Below are 22,825 nucleotides of genomic sequence, written 5' to 3'. Positions count from 1 at the left end.
TCGAGCCACCTCCCCATGAAATGGGGAGGAGACAGGGTCAGACCGCCGCCTTCTCCAGGGCGCCCGGCTCGACCGGGCTGGGCGCGGTGGTCGCCTTGCGGGTATCCTGACGGCGCGGCAGTCGCCACACCTGGTGCGAGCGATAGCTGGTTCCATCCCAGGCCAGGGCCGTCACCGTTATGGTCTTGGCGTCCCAGTCGATCTGATTGAAGCCGGGCGGCGCGCCGCGCTCGCGGTGCGACAGCGTCCCGCAGCCGACGGCGTAGGAGCAACGATCCGCCAGCGGGATCGGCATGGCGAACGGCACATGGACGTGGCCGGTCATGATCAGATCGACGCCTGCCTCGGCGAAGATCAGGGCCGCCTCGTCGCCGCGCTTGACGTCCCCGGTCATCGGCGTGCCGACCATCTCGATCAGCGGATGGTGGCAGGCCAGGATCCGCAGCGCGCCGATCGGCGCCTGACGCAGGGCCTCGGCCGCACGCCGCGTCTGGTCCAGATCGATGACGCCCTTCGACCAGTTGGGCCGCGCCTGCCAGCCGCGCGCGGTGACGACGCCGCGCACCATGATTGCATCGCTGCAGAACTGCCCGTCGTGGGCCGGAAAGCCGGTCGCCGTCTCGAACGCGCGCCAAGGATGGAAAACCCGCGCAATGGCGTCCCAGTAGGGCACGTCATGATTGCCGACGATGACGAAGCGTGGCTCTGGCATGGCCCGCATCCATTCCCCCGCGGCCGTGAACTCGTCGGGGAACCCCTTCTGGGTGATGTCGCCGGTGATCAGCACCAGATCGTTCGGCGTGGCGTGGGCGTAGTCCAGAGCCGCGGCGCAGGCGCGTTTGTGCTCGCAGCCGAAATGGACGTCGGAGAACTGAAGAACGCGTCCCACTAGATGCTGTCCTCGGCTGAGGGCGGTTTGGGCGCTAGCGCCTTGAAGGCCTTGGGCACGAAACGGATTACGGCCTCGGGCTTGAGCAGCAGCGGCTCGCCGTCGATCACGGCCGGAATTTTCGAGCGGGCGCGCACCTCGATCCGTTTCGCCGGGCGGGTCGAGACGGCCGGATCCTGGCGCCAATCGCTGAACAAGGCCGTCGCAGCCAGGCGGAAGGCCTGGGTCGTGTCGCTGGGGTCCATGGCGGCGGCCTCCAGTCCAATGGGATCCTCCATCGCCTTGGAGATCATCGGGCTAATCAGCACTAGCGCCTCGGTGCGGCGTTTCTCGCCGCCATCGAGAGTGAAGCGCAGACGGCCGGAGAAGGCGCGTTTCAGGGCGCGACGACCATATTGCCAGGCCAGCTTGATCTTGCCGGTCCGCATCGCCTCGCGCGCCGGGGCCCACAGCGCCGGCGATCCCAGAATGGCGGCGCAATAGAAGTATTCGCCCTGAACCTCGCCGCCCGATACGGCCTGAGGCTCGCCCTCCTCCAGCGCTCGCTTCAGCGCCAGCTTCCAGTCCGCGGTGCCATAAAGCGCCTTGGGCAACATGTTCATCGTACCGCCGGGCAGGGGCGCGATCATCGGACCGTCAGGCTTGGCCTTCGACGCCACCGAGCGCGCCGTGCCGTCGCCGGCCAGAACGAAGATCACGTCCGGCTTGGCGGCGAAGGCGTCGGCGATGATCTGGTCGAAGTTGCCCCCTTCAAACGACACGACCTCGGCCTTGAGGTCATACTGCGCCAACAGGGCTTCGGCCTCGCCGGCGGCGCGTGGCCCCACGCTTCCGGACAGCGGATTGACCAGCATCACGGCGTGCCGGATCTGGGCATGGGGCGTCAACGCAGTTTTGTCGTCTGCATCGGAGGGGGGGTGGGCGACATCGGTCATGGCGGCCGAACGCCCCGCAGGCGCCGTCGTTCCGCCCAAGCGTCACCATAGTTGCGGATGCAGTCTGCCGACGCGGAACCTATGCCGCGAGGACACGTTTGCTGCCCACAGGGGCCAACACCCAGGGACAAAGGAATTCATCATGAAAAAGGCGATTATCGCGATTGCCGGCGCCGGCCTGCTGGCTTCGGCCTGCGCCAGCGACCCGTATGGCTATAACAACGGTTCGAACGAAACCGTCCGCCAAGGCGCCATCGGCGCCGGCCTGGGCGCCGTCGCCGGCGCCATCATCGGCAACAACGTCGGCGGCGGCAACGCTGCGACCGGCGCCCTGATCGGCGGCGCCCTGGGCGGCACGGCCGGCGCCATCCGCGGCTCCAACCAGGACCGCAACAACCAGCAGCGCTACCGCGACAATCAAGGCCGCTACTACTACTGCTACGATAATCGCCAGGACGAGTGCTACTGGGACAACGGTCAGCGCCGTTATTGATCAGTGATCAAATGCCGGTCGCGAAGGTCCGCGACCGGCGTTAGGTTGAAGAGGCGGCCTGTCGGACGACGGGCCGCCTCTTTTGCGTAATGGGCCGGCCGAGCCGGAGGAGGGCTGAGATGAAGCGATCGATGGGTCTGGCTGTGGCGGCCGTGGGTGTGCTGGCGGCGTGCGCGCCGATGCCCAAGCGCGAGGCGCTGGTGGTGGGCGAATCGCTGTGCGCGCCGGGGCGTTTCGACATCTATTTCTTGGAGAACCAGGCGCGGCTGACCGAGCCGGCGGCGATGGTGTTGAAGGCGGCGGCGACCAAGGCCAAGGATTGCGACGTGCGCAAGGTGCGCGTGGTTGGCCTGGCCGACGCCAAGGGAACGCCCGAAGCCAATCTGAACCTGTCGCAGCGGCGCGCCCGCACGGTGGTCGCGGCGCTGACCCAGGCGGGCATGCCCGCGCCGATCTTCGAGCTGAACGCTGCGGGCGATGCGGGCGCCACGACCGCTGCCGGCAATGACGAACCGCTGCGGCGCCGCGCGGAAGTGATCTACGAGGCCTATCCGCGCTGATCGACGCGGGGGCGGGCGCAGCGATGGCGCGGGGACGCGTGACGCATTAGGTTGCGGCGCTCCCCTCGCCTGCCGGAACACGCGTTTGCGCCTCTTCGCCCTTCTCCTCGCCCTGCTATTCAGTTTGACGGGCGTTTCGGCGACCGTCGCCCAGCCGGTGCAGAGCCAGCCCGCAGGCGTCGTCGCCTTCGGGCCGCAGCGGACCGAGCGGATCGAGGCCGAACTGGTCCCGATGTCGCAATGGGTCGCGCCCGGTTCGACGACCGTGGTGGCGGTGCGCCAGAAGATCGCGCCCGGCTGGCACACCTATTGGCGCAATCCGGGCGACAGCGGCGGTGCGACCAGCCTGATCTGGACCATGCCCGCCGGGGTGACCGCCGATCCGATCCTGTGGCCCCTGCCCAGCCGCCAGCGGCTGATGAGCCTGATGAACTATGGCTATTCGGGCGCGGTGCTCTTGCCCGTGCCGATCCATGTGCCGCCGACGGCGCGGCCGGGCGAAGTGCTGACCCTGACGACGGATGTGCTGTTTCTGGTGTGCAGCGATCAGATGTGCGTGCCCGAGCCGATGACCCTGTCGCTGGCCCTGCCGGTGCGCGAGGGCGCAGCGCCGCTGGCCAAGCCGTGGGGTGAGGAAATCGAACAGCTGGTCGAAACCGCGCCGCGCCCGGCCGGGATCGAGGCGCGCGTCACGCGTCAGGGCGGCAAGCTGATCCTGACCGCGACCGGCGGCCCCCTATCTGGTAACCAGGCGGCCGCCGACATCGGACAGGTCTATTTCTATCCTTTCGACGGAGGGCGGATCGACCATGCGGCGGCCCAGTCGGGCCAGCGGGGTCCGAACGGCCTGACCCTGACGCTGACGGCCGGCAAGGATATCGCGACGACGGCGCTGAGCGGAGTCCTGGCGACCGACAAGGGCGCGTGGGAGATCACGGCGGAGCCGGGCGCGCCTCTGGCAGGCGTCCAAGGCGGCGGGGCGCTGAAGCCGCTGGACGAAACCACAACGACGCCGGCGAAGACCGGCGCTCTGGTCTTCCTTCAGGCGCTGGGCCTGGCGCTGCTGGGCGGGTTGGTGCTGAACCTGATGCCCTGCGTCTTCCCGGTTCTGGCGATGAAGGCGGCGTCGCTGTCGGCGGCGGCGCATGATCCGGCGCGGGCGCGGCGCGACGGCCTGGCCTTCACCGCCGGGGTGCTGGTCAGTTTTCTGGTTCTGGCCGGCGCCCTGCTGGCGCTGAGGGCGGCGGGTCAGGCGATCGGCTGGGGTTTCCAGCTTCAGTCGCCGGGCGTGGTCGCGGCCCTGGCCCTGGTCATGCTGCTGGTCGGGTTGAATCTGTCGGGCGTCTTCCATGTCGGCGCCGGATTGCAGAACGCGGGGTCCGGCCCCCTGTCGCGCCTGCCCGGTTCGGCGGGCGCCTTCTTCACCGGCGTTCTGGCCGTGGTCGTCGCCGCGCCCTGCACCGCGCCCTTCATGGCCGCAGCGCTCGGCGCGGCCCTGGTCCTGGCCTGGCCGATGGCGCTGGCCGTGTTCCTGATGCTGGGGCTGGGTCTGGCCCTGCCCTATCTGGCGGTCAGCCTGTCGCCCGGCCTGCTGTCGCGCCTGCCGCGACCGGGCGTCTGGATGGAGCGGCTGAAGGGTCTGCTGGCCTTTCCCATGTATGGGGCGGCGCTGTGGCTGCTGTGGGTGTTCACGCGACAGGGCGGCGTCGACGCCTTGGGGCTGCTGCTGACGGCGGCGCTGCTGCTGGCCCTGGCGGCCTGGCTGACGGGTCTGGCGCAAGCGGCGCGCCAGCGTGATGAACGGCCGATCCTGACCACGATCTGCGCGATCGTCGTCGGCGTTCTGGCGCTGGGCCTGGCAGGCGTTGCGGCCGGCGCAGCGCGGAGTGCGGACGCCGCGCCGCAAGGCGACAGCGGCCCGCTGGCGGCCCAGCCCTGGTCGGCGGCGGCAGTGAGTGCAGCGACCGCGTCGGGACGCCCCGTGCTGGTCAATCTGACCGCCGACTGGTGCGTGACCTGCAAGATCAACGAGCGCGCGGCCCTGTCTTCGCCGCGTGTCGCCAAGGCGATGCGAAATGCAAACGCGGCCTATCTGGTCGGCGACTGGACCCGGCGCGACGACGCCATCACGCGGGAGCTTCAGGCCCACGGCCGCTCGGGCGTGCCCCTGTATCTGCTGTATCGACCCGGTCAGGCCGAGCCGGAAATCCTGCCGCAGCTGCTGACTGAGGGCGTGGTCGTGGATGCGCTGAAGGATTGAGCGTCAGCTCAGGAACCGCTGCACCGCCGCCAGGAACCGCTGCGGCTGCTGCATCATCACCTGGTGCTCGGCGCCTTCGATCCGCTCGAACCGCACCGGGCGCGCCAGCCCTTCGAACCCGTAGCGATACAGACCCTCCAGCCGGTTGCGGGGCGCGTCGGGATCGCGGGTCCAGCCATAGACGACAGTGACCGGGGCGGTGATCTCAGAAAGGCGGGGGCGCAGATCGACGGTCAGGGCCTCATACAGACCCTGGGCCAGGACGCGCCGGTCGCCGCCCTGAAGCCCCAGCCCTTCAAACACCATGTCGCCGGCCAGACCCATGTCCACGCCAAAGGCCGCGACCTGCGACTTCAGGGCCTGATCCCCGAACAGCAGCAGGGCCTGGTAGCCCAGCCGGGCCAGGGGCTCGACCTGATCCGATGTGGTGCGCGCGTCGATCAGGGACGGGAAGAAGGGGGAGGAATCGACCACCATGACGCGCCCGATCCGGTCGCCCATATCGGCGGCGACGCGCAGGGCGATCTGGCCGCCCAGCGAATGGCCGATCACCGCGGGACGGTCGATGCGCTGCTCGCGGATGTAGCGTTCGATCTCGCTGGCGGCGGGGCCGGCCAGACCGCCGCTGACATTGTCGCCGATCTGGGTCTCGCCAAAGCCGCGCAGGGTGACGAGATGCACCCGATAGCGGTTATCAAGCCGATCCGCCGTCGAACGCCAGGCCGAGCCGGTCGAACCCAGGCCGGGGATGAAGATGATGTCCGGCCCCCGCCCGCGCGTTTCGACGATGATGCGGCTGGAGCTGAAGGCCGACGTTTGAGACTGGGCCTGGGATTGGGCCTGGACGGCGACCGGGCCGAGGACGAACAGGGTCGCAAGGAGCGAGGCGAGGAGGCGGATCATCATTCGCCCCTAACGCCCGATCAGGGCGATCGGTTGACCCGCGCCTGCGACCTATCGCCCCTTGAACTCGGGTTTGCGCTTTTCGACGAAGGCGGACATGCCCTCCTTCTGGTCCTCGAAGGCGAACAGGGAGTGGAACAGGCGGCGTTCGAACTGGACGCCCTGGGTCAAGGTCGTCTCCAGCGCGGCGTTGACCATCTCCTTGTTGGCCATGATCGCCAGCGGGCTTTGCGAGGCGATCTTGGCGGCGATCTTGCGGGTTTCATCCAGCAGGGTGTCGTGCGGGAAGACGCGCGAGGCCAGGCCTGCGCGTTCGGCTTCCGCCGCATCCATTATCCGGGCGGTCAGGACCATGTCCATGGCCTTGGACTTGCCCACCAGACGGGTCAGGCGCTGGGACCCGCCGATGCCCGGCGCGACGCCCAGGTTGATCTCGGGCTGACCGAACTTCGCCTTGTCCGAAGCGACGATGAAGTCGCACAGCATGGCCAGTTCGCAGCCGCCGCCGAGAGCGAAGCCGTTGACCGCGGCGATGATCGGCTTTCTGAACCGGATGATGCGGTCGTGGCCGAGGGCGAAATAGTTGCCCGTGTACATCTGGGCATAGGTCTGGTCCGCCATCTCCTTGATGTCGGCGCCGGCGGCGAAGGCCTTTTCGCCCGAGCCGGTCAGGATCAGGCAGCGCACGCTGTCGTCCTGTTCGACGCTGTCAAGGAAGTCGGCCAGATCCTTGAACAGGGCCGCGTTCAGGGCGTTCAGCGCCTCGGGCCGGTTCAGGGTCACCACCGCATAGCCGTCGGCGTGGCGTTCGATCAGCAGGTTGGAATAGGCGTCGGCCATGGTCGGTCTCCTTTGACGGCGGTCATACAGGCGCGAGGCGGGGCCCGCTAGCGCAGGCGCTACCGTCGGGGCATCAGGGCCAGGGTCAGGGCGGCGCGGACCAGTTCGACCACGACCACCATGCCCAGCAGCAAATTGGCGGCGATCACCTGACCCCGCGCGCCCGAGAGGTCCAGCGTCCAGCCGAAGACGGACGACAGGGCCAGGATCAGCGCCGAGATCAGCACCAGCCCGACCAGCAGCATCAGGGCGACATGACCCGCCTTCAGCGCCGCCTGGAGCGTCGGCCCCTCGTCCAGCACGCGGGCGCGGCGGCGGAACAGCCGGGCGATCAGGCCGGTGGCGGCGGCCTCGGCGACGGCGGCGACGACCAGGGCGGCGACGAACCACCAGATCAGGTCGCCGAGGTCGCCGGTGCGCAAGCCCTGGACGAAGTGGACAAAATAGGCGCCCCAGACCAGGACGCCGACGATCAGACTGATCCACAGGTGGATTTTGCGCATCGCTCAGTCCTCCAACCCGACCATGGCGGCCAGTTTCTGCACCGTGTTCCAGTTGCGGCCGGTGCCGACGCCGATCAGGCGCGGCTGGGCCTTCTCCGCCATCTTCGAGCGACCCAGGCCGTCAGGATGCCAGAAGAACAGGTGGTCGCCAGACGGCTCGACCCGCTCGTCCCCCGCCGCGAAACCACGCAAGGCCTCGACCGCCCCATCCTTGATCCCGGCCTTCATCACCATGACCAGCAGTTTGGAGCCGTCGATCCCGGCCTGATCGGCGAACGGATTGGCGGCCATCAGCGCCGCCCATTGCGCGGGCGTGCGCACCATCACCTCAATGGGGCGACCGAAGTGGGCGGCGATTCCCCGCTCCAGCCGCGTCTCGACATCGGCCGGTTCGGCGTCGCTCTCGACGACCAGATTGCCGCTGGCCAAGAGGGTGCGCGGGTTGGCGAAACCGGCCTCGACGGCGATAGCCTTCAGCTCGGCCATCGGGACCTTGACCCCGCCCACATTGACGCCGCGCAACAGGCAGATGCGGTCGCTCATGGGCTTACCTCTTCTGGCAGGAGGGGCAGTAGAAGGTGGAGCGGCCGCCCTGGACGATGCGGGCGACGACACCGGTGCATGTCTCACCCCGACACGGTTCGCCCTCGCGGCCATAGACGTCGAACCGGTGCTGGAAATAGCCTTGGCCGCCCTCGGCGTTGGCGAAGTCGCGTAAGGTCGAGCCGCCCGCCGCAATGGCGTCGTTCAGGACGTTTCGGACCTCGGTCGCCAGACGCTCCAGCCGCGCCTTCGACACCGATCCGGCCGCGACCAGGGGAGAGATGCGGGCGCGGTACAGGGCCTCGCAGACATAGATATTGCCCAGGCCGGCGACGATCCGCTGATCCAGCAGACTGACCTTGATGTTCTGTTTCTTGCCCGCGAAGGCCTCGACCAGATGGGCGCCGGAAAAGCCGTTGCCCAGCGGCTCGGGCCCCAGGCCGGCGAACCAGGGATGGGTCTCGACCTGGTCGCTGGAGATCAGGCCCATGAAGCCGAACCGGCGCGCGTCGGCGTACCCGATGCGGGTCGCCGCCCCATCGCGAATGGCGCAGCCGCTGAAATGTTCGTGCTTGCCGGCGATGGGCGCGGCCTCCTCGAACTCTCCAAGCAGGGTTCCGTCCAGGGTGAAGCGGCCGGTCATGCCCAGATGGGTGATCCAAGTCTCGCCGGTGGACAACGGCATCAGCAGATATTTGGCCCGCCGGTCTATCCGCAGCACCGTCGCCCCCTCCAGCCGTTCGACAAAGCGCTCGGGGAAGGGAAATCGCAGGTCGGGCCGGTTGATCCGGACCCGTGACAGCCGCGCGCCCTCCAGCACCGGCGTCAGGCCGCGTCGGACGGTTTCGACCTCGGGAAGTTCGGGCATGGGCCGGTCCTAGCCCGTCCGGGTCGCGGGGCCAAGCGGCGGGGGCGCCCGCATCTGACCGCGACCAGTTGCCGCCTGCGACAGAATGCGCTTACGTCCACCGCGAACGTGGGGAATTTTTCGATGACTGACGCCGCCGCCGCCCCGAAGAGCCGGCTTGAGCTTACCCTTCGCGCCCTTGTGCTGGGCGTGCTGCTGGCGGTGGTCTTCACCGCCGCCAACACCTACCTGGGCCTGAAGGTGGGCCTGACCTTCGCCTCGGCCATTCCGGCGGCGGTCATTTCGATGGCGATCCTGCGCGGTTTCCGCACCTCGACCATCTGGGAGAACATGACGGTCCAGACCGTCGCCTCGGTCGGCGGCGCCATGAGTTCGATCATCTTCGTCCTGCCCGGCCTGGTGATGATCGGCTGGTGGCTGGAGTTTCCGTTCTGGGAATCGACGCTGATCTGCATCTTCGGCGGCATACTGGGCGTCACCTTCTCGATCCCGCTGCGTCGCGCCCTGGTGACCAACGGCGGCCTGCCCTACCCCGAAGGCGTCGCCGCCGCCGAGGTGCTGAAGGTCGGCTCGCGCGGCGCCGAACAGACCGAAAGCGCCGTGCGCGAGAACAAGTCCGGCCTGTGGGTCGTGGTCGCCGGCGCCGTGGTGTCGGCCGGTTACGCCCTGCTGGTCGCGGGTCGCGTCTTTGCGGGCGAGACGGCCAGGTTCTTCAAACTGCCGGCCGCCCTGGGCGGCGGCGCGACGGGCGTCGGCTTTGGCATGCAGTTCGCCCTGCTGGGCGCCGGTCACCTGATCGGCCTGACGGTCGGCCTGGCCCAACTGTTTGGTTTGATCCTGGCCTGGGTCATCGCCGTGCCGATCCTGACCAGCCCCGACACCATCGCCTGGCTGACCTCGCACGGCCTGCCCTCGATCGCCGCGACCCTGCCGGCCGGGACGCACGCCGAAGAGCTGGCCATGACGGTCTGGAGCCGCGAGGTTCGCTTCATGGGCGCCGGCGTCATCGGCGTGGCGGCGATCTGGACCCTGATCAAACTGGCCGGTCCGCTGATCGGCGGCCTGACCTCGGCCCTGGCGGCCCAGTCCAAGCGCTCGCACGGCGAGGTGCTGGAGCGGACCGAACAGGACATTCCGATCAAGATCGTCGGCGCCGTCTCGGTGGCGGCCCTGATCGCCATCGCCGGCCTGTTGACCTGGATCGCCCTGGCCTCGCCCACGCTGGCGGCGTCCGCGCCCCTGCTGGTCGTCGGCGGCCTGGTCTATGTGGTGCTGATCGGCTTCGCGGTCGCGGCCATCTGCGGCTATATGGCCGGTCTGATCGGCTCGTCGAACAGCCCGGTCTCGGGTGTCGGCATCCTGGCCATCATCGTGGCCTCGCTGTTGATGCTGGGCGTAATGAAGATCGCGGGCGTGCCGGCCGACGGGTCGATCATCGCCTTCGCCCTGATCGTGACGGCGGTCGTCTTCGCCGTCGCCGTCATCGCCAACGACAACCTTCAGGATCTGAAGACCGGCCAACTGGTCGACGCCACGCCGTGGCGTCAGCAGGTCGCCCTGATCATCGGCGTCGTCGCCGGCGCCTTGGTCATCCCCTTCATCCTGAACAAGCTGAACGGCGCCTTCGGGTTCGAGGGCGGTCCTCCCGGCATCGCCAACGAGCCGCTGGCGGCGCCGCAGGCGACCCTGATCTCGGCCTTGGCGCGCGGCGTCATCGGCGGCGACCTGCGTTGGGACCTGATCGGCCTGGGCGCGGTGATCGGCGTGATCATCATCGTGCTGGACGCCGTCGTGTCCAAATCGACCAAGGGCAAGATCAAGCTTCCGCCTCTGGCCGTGGGCATCGGCTTCTATCTGCCGGCGGCCGTGACGACGATGCTGGTCATCGGCGCCGTGGTCGGCTGGTTCTATGACAAGGCGGTCAAGACGACCCGGTTCGCCGATGTGGCGCGCCGCATGGGCGTGCTGCTGGCGTCTGGCCTGATCGTGGGCGAAAGCCTGTTCGGCGTCTTCTACGCCAGCGTCATCGTCGGCACGAACAGCGACGCCCCCTTCGCCATGATCCCCGAAGGCTCGGCCTGGCCCGCCATGCTGGCCGGGATCGTCGTCTTCGCGGCGGCGGTGTTCGGCCTCTACAGCTGGACGCGCAAGAAGGCCGAAAAGGTCTGATTTTCTCCCTCCCCTTCATGGGGAGGGACGGCGAAGCGAAGCGGAGCCAGAGTGGGGAGGTTAAGGCCACCCCGCTCGCGCCCTTACGCCCCCACCCTGATCGCTGCGCGATCGTCCCTCTCCATGAAGGGGAGGGAGATTGCTTAAGCGCTGCGCGTCGCGACCATCATATAGTTGATGCCCGCATCGTCGGTCTGGCTCCATCGGTCGTGAAGCGGGTCGTAGTTCAGGCCATAGGGCCCCTCGACCGTCACCGGCTCGGCGGCCAGCATCGCGCGGATTTCCTCGGGCTTCAGAAACTGGCGCCAGTCGTGTGTGCCGGCCGGAACCCAGCGCAGGATGTATTCCGCCGCCACCTTGCCCAGGGCCAGCGACTTCAGCGTGCGGTTCAGGGTGGCGACCATCATCACCCCCCCCGGCCGGACCAGGCGCGAACAGGCGCGCACGAAGCCTTCGGGATCGGCGACGTGTTCGATCACCTCCATCGTCAGGACCACGTCGAACGGCCCCGCCCCTTCCGCCTCGATCTGTTCGACCGTGGCGGCGCGATAGGCGATATCCAGGCCGACCATTTCGGCGTGGGCGCGGGCCGTCCCGATGTTTTCGGACGAGGCGTCCAGGGCGGTGACGTCAAAGCCCATCCGCCGCATCGGCTCGGCGATCAGTCCGCCCCCGCACCCCACGTCCAGCAGAGTCAGACCCTCGAACGGCGCGCGCGCCTTGGGATCGCGGCCCAGCCGCGTGCAAAGCTGGTCGCGGATCAACGCCAGCCGCGCGGGATTGAAGCGGTGCAGCGGCGCGAACGGCCCGTGCGCATCCCACCATTCGGCCGCCTGGGCCGAGAAGCGCGCCACGTCGGCGGGGTCGATCGATGCGCCGAACGCCGTTTCGGACGAATTTTGCGAAAAACCATGCCCCTGTTGGGGTAGGCGAGACGGAGCGGCGCCGTTAGAAGCGGTCATGACGCGAGGGATGAACCTTCGCGCCCTTTCACGCAAGCAGGGGGCGGAACGCCACGATGACGCGGCCCGATACGACACGACTGGTGATGAAGTTCGGCGGCACCTCGATGGGCGACCTCGAACGCATTCGCCGTGCGGCGCGGATCGTCGCGGCCGAAGTGTCGGCGGGCAAACAGGTCGCCGTCGTCGTCTCCGCCATGGCGGGTAAGACCAACGAACTGGTCGCCTGGACCGACGGCGCCGGACCGGCCGCTGCAGGCCTGCCGCTCAGCGACGACGAATATGACGTGGTGGTCGCCTCGGGCGAACAGGTGACCTCGGGCCTGTTGGCCGCGACCCTGCGCAACATGGGCTTCAACGCGCGCTCGTGGATGGGCTGGCAGGTGCCGATCCTGACCGACGACGCCCACGCCCGCGCCCGCATCATCGACATCCCCGGCGAGAAGCTGGGCGCCGCCGTCGACGCCGGCGAGATCGCCATCGTGCCCGGCTTCCAGGGCGTGACGGCGGACGGCAAGATCACCACCTTGGGGCGCGGCGGTTCGGACACCTCGGCGGTCGCCGTGGCGGCGGCCCTGGGCTGCCCCTGCGACATCTATACCGATGTGGACGGCGTCTATACGACCGACCCGCGCATCGAGAACCGCGCGCGCCGCCTGGCCAAGGTGTCCTACGAAGAGATGCTGGAAATGGCGTCGCTGGGCGCCAAGGTGCTGCAGACCCGCTCGGTCGAGCTGGCCATGGCCAAACAGGTCCCGGTCCGCGTTCTTTCAAGCTTTATCGAACCCGACGCGAATGGCGTCATGCCCGACAAGGGTGGAACCCTGATCTGCGACGAGGAGGAGATCGTGGAAAAACGTATCGTGTCCGGTGTGACCATGAGCCGTGACGAGGCCCGCATCACCCTGCTGGGCCTCTCCGACCGGGTGGACGCGCCCGCCGACGTCTTCACGCGCCTGGCCGAGGCCAACGTCAACGTCGACATGATCGTACAGAGCCAGTCGCGCACCGCCGGAACGGTCAACCTGACCTTCACGACCGGCCGTCGCGACGCCGTGCGCGCCGCCGACCTGATGACCGCCGCGAAGGAACAGCTCGGCTTCGAGGAAATCCGCGTCGACGAGGACGTGGCCAAGGTTTCGGTCGTCGGCGTGGGCATGCGCAGCCACGCGGGCGTCGCCCAGACCATGTTCAAAGCCTTGGCCGACAAGGGCGTGAAGTTCCAGGCGATCTCGACCTCCGAGATCAAGATCAGCGTGCTGATCGACGCCGCCTACGCCGAGCTCGCCGTTCGAGCTCTGCATTCGGCATATGGGCTGGACGCGGTATAGGGTGAGTTCAGAAGGCGCCTAGGCGCCGGGGCGCGGGAGACATGATGCCGGCAGGCGGCGCGATGACCAGAGGACCCCGGATCCTCCTGCGCCAGATCCGCGAGGCTCTGGGCGGGGCCGGCGCGGGCGCGACGCCGGCGCAGGACCGGCTGAACATGGTCGTCAAGATCATCGCCCGGTCGATGGTCGCCGAAGTCTGCTCTATCTATCTGCGTCGCGCGTCAGGCGAGCTCGAGCTGTTCGCCACCGAGGGTCTGAACCCCGACGCCGTGCACAACACCCGGCTGCGGCCCGGCGAGGGCCTGGTCGGCGAAGTGGCGCGGATGGCCCAGCCCATCAGCCTGTCTGACGCGCCGTCGCACCCGTCCTTCTCCTATCGTCCCGAGACGGGCGAAGACCCCTATCACGCCTTCCTAGGCGCCCCGCTGCTGCGCGGCGGCCGGGCCATCGGCGTCCTGGTCGTCCAGAACCGCACCGAGCGGCGCTATGACGAGGAAGAGGTCGAGGACATCCAGACCATCGCCATGGTCCTGTCCGAAACCGTGTCGTCGGGCGAGTTGCTGGCGCTGGACGAGCTGCGCGACGTGGAGCTGGCGCCGCACCGGCCCGAACGACTGAAGGGCCAGAAGTTCGCCGACGGCCTGGCCTTCGGCCATGTGGTTCTGCACGAGGCGCCGCTGGCGCCCGAACGCCTGCTATCCGACGACCCGGCGATGGAGGAGGCGCGGCTGAAGCTGGCGCTGGCCACGCTGAAGAGCGGCCTGGATGTCATGCTGGACAAGGGCCAGGGCCTGGCCGGTCCGTCGTTCGAGGTTCTGGAAACCTATCGGATGTTCGCCGACGACCGCGGCTGGAACCGGTCGCTGGAAGAGGCGGTGAGGAACGGTCTGACGGCCGAGGCGGCGGTGGACCGGGTCAGGAACGAACACCGCGCCCGCTTCGCCCAGGCGCGCGACCCCTATATCCGCGAGCGGCTGCACGACTTCGAGGACCTCGCCAACCGGCTGCTGCGGGTGCTGGCGGGCGACAAGCCGGGCGAGCGCGAACTGCCCGACGACGCCATCCTGGTGGCGCGAAACCTGGGCCCCGCCGACCTCTTGGAATATCCGCGCGACAAGCTGAAGGGGCTGTTGCTGGAAGAGGGCTCGGCCGCCAGCCACGCCGCCATCGTCGCGCGCGCGCTGCAGATCCCGTGCGTCGGCCGTCTGATGGGCCTGCGTGACCGGCTGTCGGAAGGCGACATGGTCATCGCCGACGGCGAGACCGGCGAGACCTATCTGCGTCCCCGCCCCGACATGCTGGAGGCCGTGCAGTCGCGCATGGCCGTGCGCGAACAGCGCCAGGCCGAGTTCGCCCAGCTGCGCGACGTGCCGGCCGTGACCCTGGACGGGCAGCGGATCACGGTCCTGACCAATGCCGGCCTGGCGGTCGATCTGGAAAACATGATCGAGACGGGCGCCGAGGGCATCGGCCTGTTCCGCACCGAGTTTCAGTTCATGGTCTCGGACGAGCTGCCCCGGCTGGACGCCCAGACGGCGCTGTACAAGCTGGTGCTGGACGCGGCGGGCGACAAGCCGGTCACCTTCCGCACCCTGGATATCGGCGGCGACAAGGTCCTGCCGTATCTGGAGGCCGAGCGGGAAGAGAACCCCGCGCTGGGCCGCCGCGCCATCCGTTTGGGCCTGGATCGGCCGTCGCTTTTGCGGATGCAGCTGCGGGCGCTGCTGGCGGCGGGGGCGGGGCGCGAGCTGCGCGTCATGTTCCCGATGATCGCCACGGTGGACGAGTTCCGGGCCGCGCGCGAGCTGGTGGATATCGAATGCGCCTGGGCGCGGCGTCGCGGGCGCGCCTTGCCCGCCCTGCTGCGCGTCGGGGCGATGGTCGAATGCCCGTCGTTGCTGTGGCATCTGGACGCCCTGCTGCCGCTGACGGATTTCGTCTCCATCGGCACCAACGACCTGTTCCAGTACATGTACGCGGCCGACCGGACCAATCCGCTGGTGTCGGATCGCTATGACCCGCTGTCGCCGCCGACCCTGCGGGCGCTCCAGACCATCCAGAAGGCCTGCGCCGACACCGGCACGCCGGTCTCGATCTGCGGCGAACTGGCGGGACGGCCGCTGGAGGCCTTCGCCTTGATCGTGCTGGGCTTCACCCGACTGTCGGCGCCGGCGGGCGGGGTCGGGCCGGTCAAGCGGATGATCCTGTCGGCGGACCTGAATGCGGCCCGGCGCGGCATGGCCAATCTGCTGAACCTGTCCACCGGCTCGGTTCGTAACGAGATCGAATCCCTGGCGCGCAAGCTGAACGTCGCGGTCTGATCGCAAGCGTCTGGACGCACGGGCGGCGTTGCTGGTCGGCGCGCAATCGTCTATCTCGAGCCCTGTGAACGGCGCGTCGGCGCTGTGTTTCCCGGACATGGGGTCAGGCGTCATGACGCTGAATGCGGGGGTCGCCCCCGAGGCGATCGAAAGCATTGCGGACCGGCCGGATCCGACGGCCGCCTTCGTCGACGCCGCGACCCTGGGCGACGGCTTTCGGGCCGCCCGCGAGCGGTCGGGCAAGTCGCCGGCCGAGCTGGCCGCCGAGACCAAGGTGCATCGCCGGTTCCTGACCGCCCTGGAGCAGAACGACTGGTCGTCCCTGCCTTCGCGCGTCTTCGCCCTGGGCTATGTCCGGGCCTATGCCTCGGCCCTGGCGCTGGACGAACAGACGGCCGTCGAGCGGTTCAAGCGCGAGAGCCCGGACACCTCCGTGCCGCTGAAGGCGCCCATCGGCATCGCCTTCGAGGACGTGAAACGCCATTCGCCGCGCATCGTCGCCGGCATCGCCGCCGTGGTGGTCGCCGTCGTCGGCTGGAATGTGTTCCAGCGCGCCAGCCTGCATCAGACCGCCCATCCGTCCGATATCGCCGCCGTGCCCAAGACCTGGACCGGGGCGGCCGATCCCGACCCGCAGGTCGCGCTCAGCGCGCCCATGTCCGCCCCGCCCGACCAGACGACGCCGGCGCTGTACATCACCCCAGGGCTGGAGGCCGAACTGACCGGGGTCGATCCGACCGATCCGGCCGTGATCGCCGCCGCCGCCAATCCGGAGCCGGTGCAGAAGGCGTTCAACCCGCGCGGGGCCGTCTATGGCGCCTCGGCCAACGCCTCGATGGTGGTGATCCAGGCCAAGACGGCCGGCGCCCTGGTCGTGCGGCTGGGCGACGGTCAGGCCCTGTTCGCGCGCCAGATGGCGCCGGGCGAGGCCTGGCGCGCGCCCATCGGCGTGGCGGCGACGGTGGACGTGTCCGACCCGGCCGCCTTCGACGTCTTCCTGAACGGCGAATACGGCGGACCGCTCGCCGGCGTGCTGACGCCGCTGGCCCAGTTGAACAGCCGCGCGGATCAGGCGGCCAAGGCGCTGGCCGCCAGCCAGGCGCGCGCCCAGGCCCAGGCTCAGGCCGCCCAGGCCCGGACCCAGGCGGCCACGACGCCAGGGGCGACGCCCTCCCCCGCGCCCGCGTCCTCTTCACCCGCCCCTGCGCCGAACTGATACGTCGGCCGTGGTCCCGCCGTCATCATCGGCCTATATGATGCTCCCATGAGCGACCACACCCACGTCCGACCCTGGCGCCACATCGAGCGTCGCAAGAGCCGCCAGATCCGCGTCGGCTCCGTCCTGGTGGGCGGCGACGCCCCGATCAGCGTCCAGTCGATGACCAATACGCCGACGACGGATGCGGCGGCGACCATCGACCAGATCCGTCAGTTGGAAGAGGCCGGCGCAGACATCGTGCGCGTCTCCTGCCCCGACGTGGAATCGACCGCCGCCTTCAGGACCATCGTGCGCGAGGCCAAGGTTCCCTTGGTCGCCGACATCCACTTCCACTACAAGCGCGGCATCGAGGCCGCCGAGGCGGGCGCCGCCTGCCTGCGCATCAACCCGGGCAACATCGGTTCGGCCGACCGCGTCCGCGACGTGATCCAAGCGGCCAAGGACAATGGCTGTTCAATGCGGATCGGCGTCAACGCCGGTTCGCTGGAAAAGGAACTGCTGGAAAAATACGGCGAGCCCTGCCCCGACGCCATGGTCGAGAGCGCGCTGAACCACGCCCGCATCCTGCAGGACCACGACTTCCACGAGTTCAAAATCTCGGTGAAGGCGTCCGACCCCTTCCTGACCGTCGCCGCCTATCAACAGTTGGCCGAGGCGATCGACTGCCCCCTGCACCTGGGCGTGACGGAGGCCGGGCCGTTGCGCACCGGCACCATCAAGTCCGCCATCGGCCTGGGGTCGATGCTGTGGGCCGGGATCGGCGACACCATCCGCGTGTCCCTGGCCGCCGATCCGGTCGAGGAGATCAAGGTCGGCTTCGACATCCTGAAGTCGCTGGGCCTGCGCCACCGCGGCGTCAACATCATCGCCTGCCCGTCCTGCGCGCGTCAGGGCTTCAACGTCATCGAGACGGTGGCGGTGCTGGAAGAGAAGCTGGCCCATATCTCGACGCCGATGAGCCTGTCAGTGATCGGCTGCGTCGTGAACGGACCAGGCGAGGCCCTCTATACCGACATCGGCTTCACCGGCGGCGGCAAGGGCGCGGGCATGATCTATCTGAACGGCAAGATCGCCCACAAACAGGCCAACGACGGCATGATCGACCACATCGTCGACTTGGTCGAACAAAAGGCCGCCGAACTGGACGCCGCACGCGCGGCGGCGCTTCAGGCGGCCGAGTAGACTGCGTCATCCCGCCACACCTCTGTCGCCCAACTTCACCGTTCCGTGATTGACGCTTGATGTGGAAAGTGCAACCTAGGCTCTAGGTCCGCCTGGGGAGGCCGGACTCTATTCCATCGAGGGTTTCAATGATTTCCAAGACTGTCGCGCGCTTTGGCGCGCGTGCGTTCACGCTGGTCGGCGTGGCGCTTTCTGTGCCTGCGTGTGCGACTATGACGCGAGGCACGACGCAGGAGTTCACCGTCGAGAGCACGCCGCCCGGCGCTCAGGCGACCACGTCCAACGGCTTCGAATGCGCCGCCACCCCCTGCACCTTCCGCATGTCGCGCAAGGATGCGTTCAACATCACGGTGTCGAAGGAAGGGTATGTTTCGCAGACCCATGAGATCACTAGCAGCATGTCCGGCGCCGGCGGCGCAGCCCTGGCTGGCAACGTCCTGGTCGGCGGGATCATCGGCGGCGCCGTCGATGCGACGTCGGGCGCGCTCAACGATCTGAAGCCCAATCCTCTGGTCGTCACCCTGCGCACGCCCGCCGAAGAAGCGGCGGCGGCCCGGACGCCGGCCGCTCCCGCAGCGACCGGCGGCGAGCAATGATCCGCCGCATCGCGGCGGCTGGCCTGATCGCCGCCCTGATGGGCGTCGCGGCCTGCGCCACGCCGTCCAACCCCGCCATGATGACCCTGTCGGCGACTCCGGGCTTGACCGCGTCGGCCGGCGACCTGGGCTATCGGTCGGTGACGAGCGTGTCGGTTTCCGGCGGCCAGAGCACCAATCCTCTGTGGACCTCGCAGGTCTCGAATGCGGATTTCAAGACCGCGCTCGAAGGCTCCCTGGCCGCAGCCGGCTACATGGGAGCCGAGGGTCAGCCCATGACGGTCTCGGCATCGCTCATCAATTTGAAGCAGCCTCTGGCCGGCTTCGACATGACGGTGTCCAGCCAGGTTCGCTACACGGTCGCCCGTGGCGAACGCACGGTCTTCGACGAAACTGTCTCGGCGACGGGAACAGCGACGATGGGTCAGGCCCTCGTGGCTGGCGACCGTCTGCGCATGGCCAATGAGACGGCGATCCGCGAGAACATCAAAGAATTCCTGACGCGGTTCCGCGCCCGCGCGCGCTGATCCTTATCGTCGGGACAAGTGAGACGGCGGCGTGTGCGAGCCCGCCGCCGTTTTTCGTTTCAGATAACCTTGAACAGACGCAGGGCCTGATAGCCGGCGGACAGGAGCACCACGGCGCCGACGCCGTAGGTGAGAGCCCGGCGCGGGGCGATGCGGGCGATGACGCCGGCGAAGGGGGCGGCGATCAGGCCGCCGATGATCAGGCCCAGCACCGCCATGGCGTGGGTGGAGAAGCCCTCGGCCTCCTGCCAATGTCCGGTCAGCAGGGCGACCAGGAAGGTGGCGGAAATGGCGGAGGTGACGAAGAACTCCGCCGTATTGGTGGTGCCGATCGACACGCGCGGATCCTGACCCGTGCCGACCAGGGTGGTGGTGACCGTGGGTCCCCACCCGCCGCCGCCGATGGCGTCGAAGAAGCCGCCGACCAGACCCAGGGGGCCGGCGAACTTGCGCGGGAAGATCCGCTCACGCGTCTGACGCGTAGCGCGCCAGATGATCACCACGCCCATGATAGCCAGGTAGGTGGTGATGAAGGGCTTCAGCAGATCGCCGTCGATGCTGGTCAGGACGAAGGCGCCGAAGCCGCCGCCGACGACGCCGCCGAGGGCCAGCGGCACGAACAGCTTCCAGTTCACGTTCTTGTTGACCGTATGGGACCCGGCCGACGCCGCCGTGGTGAAGACCTCGGCGGCGTGGACACTGGCCGACGCCGTCGCGGGCGGCACGCCGAACGACAGCAGGACGGTCGAGGAGATCACGCCATAGGCCATGCCCAGCGCCCCATCCACGATCTGGGCCAGAAAACCGACGGCGAGGAAGAGCAGGAAATCTTGCATGGCGTCCTCTGAAACAGGGGCGAACGGTGCGGGCTATTTCCCTAGTCGGTCAATAGGAGAAGAAGTGACGGTGGCTTGCAGAAGGGTTCGCGCCTCGAAGACGGCGGCGATGGCGTCGCGCCCGTCCTGAAGCACGGGCTGCAACGGACAGGTCTCGACATCCGGGCAGGTCTCGCACGGGCCGTAGGCGGTGCGCGAGGCGCAAGGCGCAAGGGCCAGCGGGCCTTCCAGCGCGCGGATCACGTCGGCGAAGCTGATGGCGTCGGCGGGCGCGCCCAGCGCATAGCCGCCCGCCCTGCCCCGCTTCGAGGCCAGCAGACCCTGACGGCGCAGATCCAGCAGGATGGCCTCCAGGAACTTTCGCGGAGCAGCCGCCGCCTCGGCGATCTCGGCAATGGTCGCAGGACCGCCGTCCGGCAGACTGGCCAGATGCACCATGGCGCGCAGGGCGTAGCGGGACCGGTTCGACAGCATGATCCGTGATCGCCCGCCTGCGCCCTAGACGCAAGCTGCGGGAGCTCGCTCCGGCCCTCAGGCGAGGCGCGCCACCGCCTCCAGAATCTGCGCGCCGTTATAGGGTTTCAGCACCAGGGCCTCGGCCATGTCCGCATTCTTCGCGGCGGCGGCCACATCGCCGGAAATGAAGATGACCCGCACGGCCCAGCGGTCGGTCAGGACGCGGGCCAGTTCCACCCCGGTCATCTCGCCCGACAGGTTGATGTCCAGCAGCGCCGCATCGATGCTGTGCAGCGCAGCGGCGGCCTCGGCGGCGGCGGCGCTGTGGAACGGGCCGACGACATTGTGGCCCGCCTCGGTCAGCAGTTCGGTCAGGGAGGCGGCGGCGTCGGGATCGTCCTCGACCACCAGCAGGGTCAAGGCCTCGATCTTGGCCGGCGCCGTGGCGTCAATCGGCGCCTGACGCGTGACCACGGCGCGAAGGTCGCGCCAGATCTCGGTCGAGGGGCGGTCGGTGTCCAGATCATAGATGGCGGCCATGGCCCTCAGTTCGCGCGCGTCCTCGGGCGACAGGTCGCCGCCGGTCTCGGCCAGACGGCTGTCGTACAGGCGGCACAAACGATCGACGCTTTCGGCGACCTCGGCGGCGTCGAGCTGCGACGGGGGCGAGCGATCGAACATGGCGTCCTCCTCACGGTTGTTCGATCTCAACTAATGGCTTTGAGCCGATTGCGTCACCGCGACTGACGCCATCGTGACCCGGCCGTCATCGCCGATCACAAGCGCGGCGCCGGCGCTGGTCCACGTCCGGACACGGCTTGCAATCGACACGACGCCCCCCGGCGGGTAAGGACGGCGCTCCGCTTTTTCTCAGGACATTTCGCTCTTGCGACTGCCCCAGGCCCGTCTCGATCAGGTGCTCGACCGTTTCCATGAAGTGGAGGCGCGCATGGGTTCGGCGACCGACGGCGCCGAGATCGTGCGGCTGTCCAAGGAGCACGCCGAGCTGAAGCCCGTCGTCGATGCGGTCCAGGGCCTGGCTCGCGCGCGCGCAGAAATGGCGGACCTGGAAGCCATGACGGCCGATCCGGAAATGGCGGCGATGGCCGAGGAAGAGCTGCGGGCGCTGACCGACCGGCTGCCCGAGCTGGAGCGCGAGGTCGCCCTGCTGCTGGCCCCGCGCGACGCCGACGAGAACGCCTCGGCCGTGCTGGAAGTGCGCGCCGGCACCGGCGGGGACGAGGCGGCCCTGTTCGCGGGCGACCTGTTCCGCATGTATTCGCGCTACGCCTCCACGCGCGGCTGGCGGATCGAGCTGGACTCGGCGACCGAGGGCGACGCCGGCGGCTATAAGGAGATCATCGCCACGGTGACGGGCGAAGGCGTGTTCGGCCGGCTGAAGTTCGAGAGCGGCGTTCACCGGGTGCAGCGCGTGCCGACGACCGAGTCGCAGGGGCGCATCCACACCTCTGCGGCGACGGTGGCGGTCCTGCCCGAGGTCGAGGACGTGGAGATCGAAATCCACGACAAGGACATCCGCATCGACACCTTCCGCGCGTCGGGTTCGGGCGGCCAGCACGTCAATACGACCGATTCCGCCGTGCGCATCACCCACCTGCCCACCGGCATCATGGTGACGTCGTCGGAGAAGTCCCAGCACGTCAATCGCGACAAGGCGATGAAGAATCTGCGCGTGCGCCTTTACGACATGCAGCGCCAAGCCAAGGACCTGGCGCGCTCGGACAGCCGCAAGTCACAGGTCGGGTCGGGCGACCGGTCGGAACGGATCCGCACCTACAACTATCCGCAGGGGCGGGTCAGCGATCACCGCATCAACCTGACCTTGCACAGCCTGCCCCAGATCATGGAAGGCGACATCGATCCGCTGCTGAACGCCCTGATCGCCGAGGACCAGGCGGCGCGTCTGGCCGACCTGGAAGCCGAGTTCGGCTGATCAGCCCAGGACGCCGGTCAGCGGCAGCCACAGCACCACGCCGGTGACGGCGGTATAGGCGGCGAAGGCATGGACCGACTTCAAACGGCCGCTGGCCAAGGGGCTGTCGAGATCGGCGCGGTTGACCCACAGCAGATAGGCGGCCTGGATCGCCCAACCGGCGAGGAAGGCGACCACGGCCCAGGCGCTGAGCGCCGCCAGCGCGACGCCCGACATCAGGACCACCACACCGCCCACGGCGATCACGCCGTCTGCGATCTGATCGTCTGCGGGAACGGCGATGACGCCGGACAAGGCCCGTTGCAGACGCCAGTTGAGCCAGGCCTGATACAAAAGCATCAGTCCGCCCAAGACGTAAAACATCCCTATCGCGCGCGCCGCCCACTCCATGTCCGAAATAAGGCGCCATTTTCTGTAGTTGTAATCAGAGAAAATGCGACGCCGATTCGGATCGTTAACGACCGGCGCAAATTAGACA

Annotated in this window: 23 protein-coding genes; 11 read left to right on the top strand and 12 right to left on the bottom strand. The window is 68.5% G+C overall.

Annotated elements, in window-relative coordinates:
* Positions 1 to 37 precede the first annotated feature (37 nt).
* Positions 38 to 889 carry a metallophosphoesterase family protein gene (locus tag AC3WRC_RS11580; RefSeq protein ID WP_091751258.1) on the bottom strand — a complete coding sequence of 284 codons (852 nt, stop codon included), beginning with the start codon at positions 887 to 889 and terminating at the stop codon, positions 38 to 40.
* Positions 889 to 1,824, bottom strand: a complete 936-nt coding sequence (locus AC3WRC_RS11575) for a diacylglycerol/lipid kinase family protein (protein ID WP_492303958.1) — start codon at positions 1,822 to 1,824, stop codon at positions 889 to 891. The genes AC3WRC_RS11580 and AC3WRC_RS11575 overlap by 1 nt, the downstream gene beginning before the upstream one ends.
* Before the next feature lie 142 nt (positions 1,825 to 1,966).
* Between AC3WRC_RS11575 and AC3WRC_RS11570 the strand changes: the two genes are divergently transcribed.
* The 3 genes from AC3WRC_RS11570 (at position 1,967) to AC3WRC_RS11560 (ending at position 5,137) form a co-directional block, all read left to right on the top strand.
* Positions 1,967 to 2,317, top strand: a complete 351-nt coding sequence (locus tag AC3WRC_RS11570) for a YMGG-like glycine zipper-containing protein (RefSeq protein ID WP_055754593.1) — start codon at positions 1,967 to 1,969, stop codon at positions 2,315 to 2,317.
* 119 nt (positions 2,318 to 2,436) lie between these two features.
* Positions 2,437 to 2,877: an OmpA family protein gene (locus AC3WRC_RS11565; protein WP_492303957.1), complete on the top strand. Its 441-nt coding sequence runs from the start codon at positions 2,437 to 2,439 to the stop codon at positions 2,875 to 2,877.
* 85 nt (positions 2,878 to 2,962) lie between these two features.
* Entirely contained in the window at positions 2,963 to 5,137 is a 2,175-nt protein-coding gene (locus AC3WRC_RS11560; RefSeq protein ID WP_492303956.1) for a protein-disulfide reductase DsbD family protein, read from the top strand.
* 3 nt (positions 5,138 to 5,140) lie between these two features.
* On the opposite strand, the gene AC3WRC_RS11555 is transcribed toward AC3WRC_RS11560, so the two are convergent.
* Genes AC3WRC_RS11555 through mutM form a run of 5 tightly spaced genes read right to left on the bottom strand, consistent with a single transcriptional unit; the run spans position 5,141 to position 8,794 of the window.
* Positions 5,141 to 6,040, bottom strand: coding sequence for an alpha/beta fold hydrolase (locus AC3WRC_RS11555; RefSeq protein WP_492303955.1), 900 nt, complete (start codon positions 6,038 to 6,040; stop codon positions 5,141 to 5,143).
* A gap of 51 nt (positions 6,041 to 6,091) precedes the next feature.
* Entirely contained in the window at positions 6,092 to 6,880 is a 789-nt protein-coding gene (locus AC3WRC_RS11550; RefSeq protein WP_492303954.1) for an enoyl-CoA hydratase-related protein, read from the bottom strand.
* Positions 6,881 to 6,939: 59 nt separating this feature from the next.
* Positions 6,940 to 7,383 carry a hypothetical protein gene (locus AC3WRC_RS11545; protein WP_492303953.1) on the bottom strand — a complete coding sequence of 148 codons (444 nt, stop codon included), beginning with the start codon at positions 7,381 to 7,383 and terminating at the stop codon, positions 6,940 to 6,942.
* Positions 7,384 to 7,386: 3 nt separating this feature from the next.
* Positions 7,387 to 7,926, bottom strand: a complete 540-nt coding sequence (locus tag AC3WRC_RS11540) for a DUF1697 domain-containing protein (protein ID WP_492303952.1) — start codon at positions 7,924 to 7,926, stop codon at positions 7,387 to 7,389.
* A 4-nt stretch (positions 7,927 to 7,930) separates the two neighbouring features.
* Complete coding sequence (mutM, locus tag AC3WRC_RS11535) at positions 7,931 to 8,794, bottom strand: bifunctional DNA-formamidopyrimidine glycosylase/DNA-(apurinic or apyrimidinic site) lyase (protein ID WP_492303951.1); 864 nt, start codon at positions 8,792 to 8,794, stop codon at positions 7,931 to 7,933.
* 123 nt (positions 8,795 to 8,917) lie between these two features.
* On the opposite strand from mutM, the gene AC3WRC_RS11530 reads away from it, so the two are divergent.
* Positions 8,918 to 10,963: an OPT family oligopeptide transporter gene (locus tag AC3WRC_RS11530; RefSeq protein ID WP_492303950.1), complete on the top strand. Its 2,046-nt coding sequence runs from the start codon at positions 8,918 to 8,920 to the stop codon at positions 10,961 to 10,963.
* 143 nt (positions 10,964 to 11,106) lie between these two features.
* Here the strand turns inward: AC3WRC_RS11530 and ubiG are convergent, their stop codons facing one another.
* Positions 11,107 to 11,925 carry a bifunctional 2-polyprenyl-6-hydroxyphenol methylase/3-demethylubiquinol 3-O-methyltransferase UbiG gene (gene ubiG, locus AC3WRC_RS11525; RefSeq protein ID WP_492303949.1) on the bottom strand — a complete coding sequence of 273 codons (819 nt, stop codon included), beginning with the start codon at positions 11,923 to 11,925 and terminating at the stop codon, positions 11,107 to 11,109.
* A gap of 56 nt (positions 11,926 to 11,981) precedes the next feature.
* On the opposite strand from ubiG, the gene AC3WRC_RS11520 reads away from it, so the two are divergent.
* The 6 genes from AC3WRC_RS11520 (at position 11,982) to AC3WRC_RS11495 (ending at position 19,101) form a co-directional block, all read left to right on the top strand.
* Positions 11,982 to 13,256, top strand: a complete 1,275-nt coding sequence (locus tag AC3WRC_RS11520) for an aspartate kinase (protein ID WP_017505449.1) — start codon at positions 11,982 to 11,984, stop codon at positions 13,254 to 13,256.
* A gap of 62 nt (positions 13,257 to 13,318) precedes the next feature.
* Entirely contained in the window at positions 13,319 to 15,577 is a 2,259-nt protein-coding gene (gene ptsP / locus AC3WRC_RS11515; RefSeq protein ID WP_369814640.1) for a phosphoenolpyruvate--protein phosphotransferase, read from the top strand.
* Between the two features lie 112 nt (positions 15,578 to 15,689).
* Positions 15,690 to 16,793, top strand: coding sequence for a helix-turn-helix domain-containing protein (locus tag AC3WRC_RS11510; protein WP_492303948.1), 1,104 nt, complete (start codon positions 15,690 to 15,692; stop codon positions 16,791 to 16,793).
* Positions 16,794 to 16,841: 48 nt separating this feature from the next.
* Complete coding sequence (ispG, locus tag AC3WRC_RS11505; RefSeq protein WP_055808798.1) at positions 16,842 to 17,978, top strand: flavodoxin-dependent (E)-4-hydroxy-3-methylbut-2-enyl-diphosphate synthase; 1,137 nt, start codon at positions 16,842 to 16,844, stop codon at positions 17,976 to 17,978.
* A 128-nt stretch (positions 17,979 to 18,106) separates the two neighbouring features.
* On the top strand, positions 18,107 to 18,574 hold the full coding sequence (locus tag AC3WRC_RS11500; RefSeq protein ID WP_492303947.1) for a PEGA domain-containing protein: 468 nt from the start codon (positions 18,107 to 18,109) through the stop codon (positions 18,572 to 18,574).
* Positions 18,571 to 19,101: a hypothetical protein gene (locus AC3WRC_RS11495; RefSeq protein WP_492303946.1), complete on the top strand. Its 531-nt coding sequence runs from the start codon at positions 18,571 to 18,573 to the stop codon at positions 19,099 to 19,101. Before AC3WRC_RS11500 ends, AC3WRC_RS11495 begins: the two co-directional genes overlap by 4 nt.
* Positions 19,102 to 19,160: 59 nt before the next feature.
* On the opposite strand, the gene AC3WRC_RS11490 is transcribed toward AC3WRC_RS11495, so the two are convergent.
* From AC3WRC_RS11490 to AC3WRC_RS11480, 3 genes are read right to left on the bottom strand one after another with little or no spacing between them, the layout of a single operon-like run.
* Positions 19,161 to 19,937: a sulfite exporter TauE/SafE family protein gene (locus AC3WRC_RS11490; protein WP_055754604.1), complete on the bottom strand. Its 777-nt coding sequence runs from the start codon at positions 19,935 to 19,937 to the stop codon at positions 19,161 to 19,163.
* Between the two features lie 33 nt (positions 19,938 to 19,970).
* The gene (locus AC3WRC_RS11485) at positions 19,971 to 20,411 is read right to left on the bottom strand and encodes an RrF2 family transcriptional regulator (protein WP_055754605.1); all 441 of its coding nucleotides are present in this window, start codon (positions 20,409 to 20,411) and stop codon (positions 19,971 to 19,973) included.
* A gap of 57 nt (positions 20,412 to 20,468) precedes the next feature.
* On the bottom strand, positions 20,469 to 21,074 hold the full coding sequence (locus AC3WRC_RS11480; RefSeq protein ID WP_055754606.1) for a response regulator: 606 nt from the start codon (positions 21,072 to 21,074) through the stop codon (positions 20,469 to 20,471).
* Between the two features lie 205 nt (positions 21,075 to 21,279).
* Between AC3WRC_RS11480 and prfA the strand changes: the two genes are divergently transcribed.
* Entirely contained in the window at positions 21,280 to 22,347 is a 1,068-nt protein-coding gene (gene prfA, locus AC3WRC_RS11475) for a peptide chain release factor 1 (protein WP_017505440.1), read from the top strand.
* On the opposite strand, the gene AC3WRC_RS11470 is transcribed toward prfA, so the two are convergent.
* Positions 22,348 to 22,710 carry a hypothetical protein gene (locus tag AC3WRC_RS11470; protein ID WP_228763680.1) on the bottom strand — a complete coding sequence of 121 codons (363 nt, stop codon included), beginning with the start codon at positions 22,708 to 22,710 and terminating at the stop codon, positions 22,348 to 22,350.
* Positions 22,711 to 22,825 lie beyond the last annotated feature (115 nt).

It is taken from the genome of Brevundimonas sp. EU05-FHT14B07 (assembly GCF_058790795.1).
Note: the sequence above shows the minus strand (reverse complement) of the source record. Positions and strands in the feature narration are given on the sequence as shown.